Annotated in this window: 7 protein-coding genes, 1 tRNA gene and 1 pseudogene; 6 read left to right on the plus strand and 3 right to left on the minus strand. The window is 55.7% G+C overall.

Annotation, left to right across the window (positions count from 1 at the left end; genetic code table 11):
• The first annotated feature begins 65 nt into the window (after window positions 1-65).
• From HUO07_RS16595 to HUO07_RS16615, 5 genes are read left to right on the plus strand one after another with little or no spacing between them, the layout of a single operon-like run.
• The gene (locus HUO07_RS16595; protein WP_422822700.1) at window positions 66-980 is read left to right on the plus strand and encodes an ABC transporter substrate-binding protein; all 915 of its coding nucleotides are present in this window, start codon (window positions 66-68) and stop codon (window positions 978-980) included.
• A 53-nt stretch (window positions 981-1,033) separates the two neighbouring features.
• Window positions 1,034-2,002 (plus strand): FecCD family ABC transporter permease, encoded by a 969-nt coding sequence (locus tag HUO07_RS16600; protein ID WP_176304491.1) that lies wholly within the window; start codon window positions 1,034-1,036, stop codon window positions 2,000-2,002.
• A 38-nt stretch (window positions 2,003-2,040) separates the two neighbouring features.
• Window positions 2,041-3,138 carry a FecCD family ABC transporter permease gene (locus HUO07_RS16605; protein ID WP_422822701.1) on the plus strand — a complete coding sequence of 366 codons (1,098 nt, stop codon included), beginning with the start codon at window positions 2,041-2,043 and terminating at the stop codon, window positions 3,136-3,138.
• Window positions 3,135-3,962, plus strand: coding sequence for an ABC transporter ATP-binding protein (locus HUO07_RS16610; protein ID WP_176304485.1), 828 nt, complete (start codon window positions 3,135-3,137; stop codon window positions 3,960-3,962). Before HUO07_RS16605 ends, HUO07_RS16610 begins: the two co-directional genes overlap by 4 nt.
• A gap of 59 nt (window positions 3,963-4,021) precedes the next feature.
• Complete coding sequence (locus HUO07_RS16615; protein ID WP_176304486.1) at window positions 4,022-5,833, plus strand: ABC transporter transmembrane domain-containing protein; 1,812 nt, start codon at window positions 4,022-4,024, stop codon at window positions 5,831-5,833.
• Between the two features lie 17 nt (window positions 5,834-5,850).
• Here the strand turns inward: HUO07_RS16615 and HUO07_RS16620 are convergent, their stop codons facing one another.
• Window positions 5,851-6,441: a hypothetical protein gene (locus tag HUO07_RS16620; RefSeq protein WP_176304487.1), complete on the minus strand. Its 591-nt coding sequence runs from the start codon at window positions 6,439-6,441 to the stop codon at window positions 5,851-5,853.
• 112 nt (window positions 6,442-6,553) lie between these two features.
• Between HUO07_RS16620 and HUO07_RS16625 the strand changes: the two genes are divergently transcribed.
• Window positions 6,554-6,630 (plus strand) — tRNA-Ile (locus HUO07_RS16625).
• A gap of 370 nt (window positions 6,631-7,000) precedes the next feature.
• On the opposite strand, the pseudogene HUO07_RS16635 reads toward HUO07_RS16625, so the two are convergent.
• Window positions 7,001-7,578 (minus strand): annotated as a pseudogene (locus HUO07_RS16635) (phage protease).
• 198 nt (window positions 7,579-7,776) lie between these two features.
• A complete protein-coding gene (locus HUO07_RS16640; RefSeq protein ID WP_176304489.1) occupies window positions 7,777-8,592 on the minus strand; it encodes a DUF2971 domain-containing protein in 816 nt (271 codons plus the stop codon).
• Window positions 8,593-8,949: the final 357 nt, after the last annotated feature.

Here is an 8,949-nt window from a genome sequence, read left to right on the forward strand (position 1 = left end):
GGAAAGCTATGTCGGTTATTACCCCAGCAATAGCCACCGCACGTCATAAGAGCTGGCGCTTCAACATGGTTGGCGTGCTACTCAGTGCGTTAGTCGTCAGCGTTTTAGGTACCACCACTGCGCAAGCCCGCACGCTCGATACCGCTTACGGCGATGTAGAAGTGAAAGGCACGCCGGAACGGGTTGTAACGCTGTACGAAGGCGCGCTAGACGCCGCCGTGGCGGCAGGCGTGAAACCGCTAGGTGCCGTTACCACCCGTGGTGGCGACAACGTGGCAACCTATACTGAAGCGCATCTTGGCGAAGATCGACCCGCTATTATGGGTGTGGTTCGCGAGATTAATATTGAAGCCGTGTTGGCGCAGCAGCCGGACCTGATTTTGGCGCCCGCCCAGCTCTCTGATGAGCAGTATCAGCTGCTTTCACACATTGCGCCCACAGTGGTTCCACCCACTCAGCCACTTGCCCCGGATAACTGGAAAAACGAAGCACGCCTTTATGGCGAAGCGCTCAATCGCCAAGCGGCGATTGCAGAGGCCATTGCAGCTGTTGAGCAGCGCGCCGCCGAGGTTGGTCAGGCAGTGGAAGAAGCCGGTATTGCGGGTAGTGCCTTTTTAGTGCGCTGGATGCCCGGCGGCCCAATGGTGATGTCGCAAAACCTCTTTGCTACTGGTTTGTTAGCCCAAGCCGGGCTGGATGTTCAGGATGGCGGGTTAGTCGGTGAACGCGGTGTACACAGCGATGTACTCAGCTTGGAAAACCTCTCACAAGTAGACGGCGACTGGCTTTTCCTGGCAACGCTAAACGAGGATGGCCAAGCGGCATTGGAAGCGGCCAAACAGAGCAGTGCCTTCACGCGCCTTAACGTTGTAGAGCAAGAGCGAGTGATCCCGGTAGATGGCCAGCTATGGACCAGCGCCAACGGCCCGCTAGCGGCCCAAGCGATCCTTGATGATATCGAGGCGGCGCTGTTGCCGTGACAGTTCCACGTTTTGCAACGTTAGGCGTTAGGCGAGCTTCCCCCCGCACGTTAATGATGCTTCTGCTCACCGCCCTTGTGGCGGTGAGTCTCGTTAGCTTGTTGATTGGCGCCGGTAGCGTTGGGCCTGGCAGGGTGCTGGCACTGCTGAGCGGCACACAGGACAGCGAAGCACATTTCATCGTGTGGGAGCTGCGCGCACCGCGAACGTTAATCGGCATCTTGGTGGGGATGGCATTAGGAGTGGCGGGCGCGCTATTGCAAGCAGTGGCGCGCAATCCGCTGGCCGAACCGGGCCTGTTAGGCGTTAGCGCGGGAGCGGCATTTGCCGTGGCGCTGGCGCTAGTGCTCGGCGCTAGTGCCGCTACCTTACGTATTTCAGTGGCGCAATTAGGTGCTTTGGTGGGCTGCGTGTGCGTATTGAGCGTGGCGCGCTTTCGCGGCGTGGGCAATGATCCTATCCGGTTGGTGCTCGCCGGGGCTGCGTTTTCTGGGTTGCTGGCGTCGCTCACCTCCTTGATTCTGCTTTATGACCAGCGCGCCGCGGATGAAATTCGCTTCTGGGTGATTGGCAGTTTCGCAGGCCGTCGCTTAGACGACTTGCTAGCGGTGCTGCCCAGTATGTTGGTCGCGTCAGTAGTCGTTATATTGATCGCTAGGCCGTTAGCCGCGCTGGCCTTAGGCGAACGAGTTGCCTCGGGGTTGGGGCATCATCCCAACCTTATTCGCTGGTTGGTTGTCGCCTGCGTGGCGCTATTGGTTGGCGCGGCGACTGCTATTGCAGGGCCAATTGCGTTTGTGGGGCTGGTGGTGCCGTTTGTTGCGCGCGCCTTTGCCGGGCCGGATATTCGCCGCACGCTTTGGTTTTGTCTGCCCATTGGGCCGCTGATCGTACTCGCCGCCGATATCATCTCGCGGGTGGTGGTCGCTCCTTCAGAGTTACCGCTGGGCGTTCTCACTGCGCTATGTGGTGCACCTGTATTAATAGCGGTCGTGCGTGCGCGCCGCTTACCGATGTTATGAGCTGGTTCATGAAAACCACATCAATTAAATCCACCTCTATGCCTTTCACTCATGCTACCCGAGCAGCTTTGGGTGGTAACGACCCAGTGTCGCCGCCTCAAGGGTACTGGCGATTCGCCTGGCGCCATCAACAGGGCGCGAACAGCGTACTGTTTGAACAGCGTGCGGTGGTGGTCAACCTGGGCCTGTTCGGCGCGCTGCTCGTAGCCAGCGTCATTTATTTGAGTCTGGGCAGCGTTAAGGTCGCACCAACGACGGTGCTGAAAGCACTGGTGGGCAACGCAGACATGATGGCCACCTTTGTGGTGCAAGAGCTACGTTTGCCACGGTTGGCTGCCGCTTGCTTCACAGGGGCAGCCTTTGCACTGGCGGGCATTTTGATGCAAACGTTAGCCCGCAATCGCCTAGCGACACCGGGCATTATCGGCATTGATAATGGCGCGACGGCGTTTGCCGTGGCATCCATCGTAGGGATAGGTGTTTCAATTGCACCGCCCGCCATGGCATTGGCAGGGGCGACCACGGCGGCAGTGCTTACCTTTGGTTTAGCGGCGGGCAGTGGCACCCAGGGTTACCGCTTTATCGTTGCGGGGATTGGCGTTGGCGCAGTATTCGGCGCCGTTACTCAACTACTGCTCGCTCGTGTGGCGATTGATACCGCCAACGCCGCCTATCCCTGGACGGTTGGCTCGCTTAATGCCCGACCCAGCGGTGCGCTACAGCTACTAATGCTCGGGTTAGCGTTAGGGCTGACAACCGCCCTGGCGCTGGCACGTTCACTAACGCTGCTACGTTTTAAAGATGCCACCGCGAGCGGTTTAGGGGTTAACGTCAAACGCCGCCGCTTGGAAGTGCTGCTGCTGTCGGTTGCACTGACGGGGTTGGCGGTCGCTGTTGTCGGGCCAGTAGGTATGGTGGGGCTAATTGGCCCCGAGATCGCCCGGTCGCTGTCGAGTTCCCGCGGCGTGCCACTTTTGGCGGCAACGCTTGCCGGGGCGCTGGTAATGGTGCTCGCTGATCTGGCCGGGCGTACGCTGCTCACACCCATTGAGATTCCTGTGGGTATCGTGACCGCAGTGGTTGGCGGGCCGTGGCTACTTTGGATATTAATGCGCCCGCAAAGGAGCTACACATGAGCCATTCCCCGTCGACATCAATGCCCTTATCAATGCCTTCGCTGGCGACTCAATCACTCGGCATGAGTTATGGTGCCCGGCTGGTGATCGAAGGCTTGAATATCTCCCTGCCCAGCGGCCAAGTCACTGCGATTGTGGGCCCCAACGGCTGCGGGAAATCAACGCTGTTGGCCGGGCTTGCCCGCCTGCATAAACCGGGCAGCGGGGCGGTGCTGCTGAATGGCGCCGATATTCAGCGCCTGCCTACCCGCCAGTTAGCAACACAGCTGGCGCTATTGCCTCAAGAGGCCGTGGCGCCTGAAGGCTTAACCGTGACCGAGCTGATTCGCTTTGGCCGCCAGCCCCATCAAGGGTGGTTGCGCCAGTGGTCAGCGGAGGATCAGCGAGTCGTCCAGCACGCGCTGGCCGCAGCAGGGCTTGAGCAACTCGCCGATAGGCCGATTGATGCGCTTTCCGGTGGGCAGCGGCAACGCGCCTGGATTGCCATGACCATCGCCCAACAAACGCCGCTACTGTTGCTGGATGAACCTACTTCGGCACTGGATCTTGGTCATCAGATTGAAGTGTTTGAGTTGGTTCAGCACCTTGCCCATCATGGCCGAACCGTGGTGATGGTGCTGCACGACCTCGCCAGCGCCTGCCGCTACGCGGATCACTTAATCGCCATGCGCGAAGGGCAGATTGTGGCGGAAGGACCGCCCGCCACCGTTGTCACTCAAGATTTAGTACGCACGCTTTATCAAGTAGAGTGCACACTATTAACTGATCCTGATACCGGTAGCCCGCTGCTTGCCAATGTGCGGCGCTCATCGGCGGTTAGCTAGTTTAAGGCTATTGCTTAGCCAATAGATTAAGCCAACAACAATTTTAGAAAGGTAACCTTGTGTCCTCTCCTGCGCACAGTTTTCAAGCATTGGTGCGGCTTCTGCGCTACGCCAAAGGCTATCGGCGGCGCATTATTGCCGCCACCGTCTGTTCGGTTATCAACAAGCTGTTTGATATTGCTCCCGAGATATTGATTGGTGTCGCCATCGATGTGGTGGTCAATCAAGAGCAGAGCTTTGTGGCGAGTTTGGGGTTTGAAACGCCCCAACAGCAGATCACGATGCTGGCGGTGCTGACGTTCTTTATCTGGGCAGGGGAGTCACTGTTTGAGTACTTGTTCCAGATTTTATGGCGCAACTTAGCCCAGCGGCTACAGGCGGATATGCGCCAGGATACTTATGAGCACGCCCAGCGGCTGGATATGGCGTTCTTTGAGTCGAAAAGCTCCGGCCAGCTTGTAGCGACCATGAACGATGATGTGAACCAGCTTGAGCGCTTTCTGGATGGCGGAGCCAACGCGCTGATTCAGGTGGTGGTCACCGTGGTAGCCGTGGGCGCGGTGTTCTTCGTGCTTTCGCCGCTGATAGCACTGCTGGCGTTCACACCGATTCCGCTGATTATCTGGGGGGCGTTCTTCTTCCAGCGTAAAGCCGGGCCGCTGTACAGCGATGTGCGTGAAAAGGTCGGTGATTTGGCCAGCCGGTTAACCAATAACCTCAGCGGCATTGCCACGATTAAAAGCTTTACCAGCGAAGACCGCGAAGCCGAGCGCCTGCGCGATGCCAGCGAAGCCTATGTAGAGGCCAACCGCCGCGCGATTAAGGTTAGCTCCGCGTTTATTCCGGTCATCCGCATGGCGATTTTGGCAGGCTTTCTCGCCACCTTTACCGTCGGCGGCATGATGGCGCTCAACGGATCATTAAACGTGGGCGCTTACGGCGTGCTGGTATTCCTGACTCAGCGACTGCTCTGGCCGCTCACCGGCCTGGCCCAGGTGATTGACCTGTTTGAGCGTGCCATGGCGAGCACGCGGCGCATTCTTGACCTGCTCGAAGTGCCGATTACGGTCAAAGATGACAGCACGACACCGCTTACCCAGCCAGTACGCGGCGAAGTAACGATTGATAATGTGAGCTTTCACTACGCGACCAGCCTTGTCGGGGTCGATGGCGTTAACCTGCACGTGCCTGCGGGCAACACCTTAGCGCTGGTAGGGGCGACCGGCTCGGGGAAATCTACTCTAATCAAACTGTTGCTGCGCTTTTACGACCCGGAAATCGGGCGCGTACTCATCGACGGCCAGCCGATTACCGAAGTAAGTATGAACTCGCTTCGCCAATCGATTGGCCTGGTCAGCCAGGATGTGTACCTGTTTGAAGGCAGCATTCGCGACAATATCGCCTACGGTAAGCCCGATGCCGACGAAGCCGCGATTATCGACGCCGCCAAAACCGCCGAGGCGTGGAGCTTTATCGAGACGTTGCCCCAAGGGCTGGACACGCCAGTGGGGGAGCGGGGCGTGCGGCTTTCCGGCGGCCAGCGCCAACGGCTTTCTCTAGCCAGGGCGCTGCTGAAAGACCCGCCTATTTTGGTGCTGGATGAAGCCACTAGCGCAGTGGACAACGAAACCGAAGCGGCCATTCAGCGCTCGCTCAAGCGTATTGCCCATGGTCGCACAGTGATTATGATTGCTCACCGGCTTTCGACCATCGTGCATGCCGATGAGATCGTCGTGATCGAGAAAGGCCAAGTGGCCGAGCGCGGCAGCCACACAAGCCTGCTGGCAGCTAACGGCCACTACGCCGCCCAGTGGCGAGTACAAACCGGCGAAGCCCAGGCGGGGGATGTGGAAGTACTTAGCAATTTTTAACGACTATCGATTAACTATTACCTATTAACCAGGAGCGCATTGAGGGTGACGGGCACATGCTCGTCAATCTCTTGATAGCCCAGCATCGACAGCACGGTACGCACTGTAGTGTTTTCCATCAGCGCTCTACCATCCATCGCCATGGGCTCGGCGTGGGTCACGCGTATCTCGTTCAAGCCTTCGCGGGTAAATCGCAGTGGCACGGCTTCCTGTTGATTAACCATGTCGGATTGAACGCGAAAGGTCAGTGTCTCGACCAGCGACTCGCCAATATCCAAGCCGTCCAAGCGTTCTGGGGGCATTTGCGCCTCCAGCGTTACCAAAGTGGTGTTCGCCAGCAAGCCTACCCACGGCGGCAACTCGCCAAAGCGTTCCAGCACATCGGTTTGGCTCAACTTCAACGGCAGGCGAAGCGTACCATCGCTGGAGATATCACCCTGAAGATCACGCACTTGATGGTGATGAGTTTGCGGTGCTTCGCCATTCAACTGGGTAATCGACGCCTGCACTTGGGACTGAGCAGGATCAAGCTGCCAGTCAGCGAAAGCCGGCACTGCCAACAATAGGGGAAATAGAGCAATCAATGCTTTCACAACGCGTCTCCGCATAAAGAACTACTCACCAGACTGCCCAATCCACATAAAGTGCCGTAATGACATCAAGATAACGCAAAGGGGGTAGCCTCACTCTGCCACATTCGCTATGATATGCACGCTTTTCGGGCCTATAGCTCAGTTGGTTAGAGCAGGGGACTCATAATCCCTTGGTCGTAGGTTCAAGTCCTACTGGGCCCACCAATTAAAATCAGTTAATTAGCAATTATCTCCGGTGAGTCCCCTAGTCCAAGGGTACAGCTTCGGTACAGTGCCGATCTTTCAGACCCTGGAGATTTCTTGTGGCCACCATCGTCAAGACCCCCTCAGCAACTTAGAAAGCCGTCATCCGCAAGTCCGGTTAGCCCACCACTGCAAAGACCTTCCGTACCAAACGTGACGCCCAAGATTGGGCACGCCGCACTGAAGATGAAATGGTGCGTGGCGTTTATATCCAGCGTAGTGCCTCAGAACGAATGGCGCTTGAAGCAGCGCTAAAGCGCTACTTGGCCGATATTACCCCTACCAAGAAACCCAACAGTCAGAAATGATCGCCAACTACCGTGAAAAGCGCTTAAACAGTTTTTGGGCGCCGAGGGGTGCCAATTAAATTCGCCCCAATACCGGTGAGTCTAGAGCTTGCCCTGCTTGTCCACTTCTTTACGGTGTCGATCTGTTCGGAGGTGGCCTCGACAGCCAGCCCGAGCGTGGCGATCAGTTGTTCACGTTTCACGGTGTTGATCTCCTGGTCGTCATCATTGACGTCATGGGTAATCGCCATCCGAGCAGCGGCAAGCTGCGCCGCGCACTCATCATTGGCTGGGGCGTTGGTTAACGCCAGGTGCAGCAGGTCTAACGGCACACCGTTGGCGTCGTAGGGAAAAACGGGGTAGAGGTAGAGGTATTCAGCAGGCCCGCCGTCAGGCCCAGGCGTGATTGCTGCGCGGGCTTTGGCCGTCCAGTCAATCGATCCGTAAGACCATCGTCCCGCCATTCGAGCGAGCGAGGGTTAATCCAGCCAGCGGCAGGTACAGGCTTGTCGTTCTGCTCGTTGTAAAGAGTTTGGTGTTTGTAGTCGATGGCGATGTTGGTACTGCGTGCAGCGGCCAAACGGATGATGGCTTGAGCTGCTTCGGCAGAGAGGGGCTCCACGGGCCAGAGTTTTCAGCAGCCCCGCGCGATGCGTGGAAGGTGTCAGCAGGCATCAGGCGCGTCTTGTCGTCGGTGGCTTGCACTCAGAGAGCGCAAACGGCGACGCGAGGCTTTGTTTGAAGGCGTTGTGTTTTCATGCCCTCATGATCGGGGGCTTAGGGCAGGGCGTGGATTTGAAGAGCTTTAGTAAAAATCGGGTTAAGCCTCTCTTAATTTTCGTTGTGCTTCTTTTTCTAGGTCAAAATTATCTAATTCCCATGTGTTATCTTTTATTTTACAGCCAAAAATAGTTACTCCAGGTTGCAATAATCGAATTCCATCTGCTATTGCTAATGCCAGCTCGGACTGGTGCTCGCCATGATTTATTCCTGTGCGGAGTCCAATATAAACTTCCTTAATTGCTCCTTTTGGCAATGAAAAAAGAGGTATGTCAATGATATTGCTTCCTTTAACAGCGTTAATTATTTTAAACTCCCCGCTTTTTAATGTTATGAATTTTTCAGGATTTGGAGGTAGCGGGATTGCTTTAACAATCCTGACTTCTTCTTCATACGACCAGCATGAAGCTTTATAAAGAAAAGCTCTCTGATAAGTTTCAATATGCTTCCGATCAAAGCTAAAAGATTGAGTTATACTGATTTTCTCAGAAAGACTATTTAGAAATAAATTAGAAGGTTTGGTATGGGTATAAATTACATTCCCAAACTGCACGGGTATGGTGTTCTCGACTTCACTGGTGAAACATTCATCTGAAACATCTATCCCTATCACCATCCCTGTGTGTTCACCAGCGTAATGTGACCACATAAGTGGATTTAGTGGTTGACGTGTTAGCGAAAGAACTCCATAAGCATTTCTAAATTGCTGCACTGCTGCATCGCGAATCATTTTATGAGTACTCAGGCTTATTTTTGCTTTACCTGGAAAAAATGAGCAGGCAGCTTCACTCTCGAACGGATCATTGAAAGATTCTGGTCTACTAAAAGCTATTGTGTTGTTCTCCAGAATTATCATGCCTGTCTCGTACGTTACGTACTTATACAAAATCATGGGCGTTTCCTTCGTGAATAGTGTCGAGTCAGCGTTCTGTTATCATGAGATATATGTAGCCATCAAGTCCAAACTATCGATCCTCGCAAATCTAACGCGCCTTGCGGGGTAAAGTCCGGCCAACGTAGCGGGCAAGGGCTTAGCGGCGCTCACAGGGCCGCGTTGGTTATTCGCCTAATGGCTCGCCGAGGTAATCCAGCGTAAGCGAGCCACTAACCACATCTAGGCAGATGTCGCTTAGACCGGTAATGTCTCTTTCCACTGCCAGGGTAGCAGCGTGTTGAGGTCATCATCGTCGAGGGTGGGCAGGGTCGCGAAGAC

Source organism: Vreelandella maris, assembly GCF_013371085.1.
Taxonomy (GTDB): Bacteria; Pseudomonadota; Gammaproteobacteria; order Pseudomonadales; family Halomonadaceae; genus Vreelandella; species Vreelandella maris.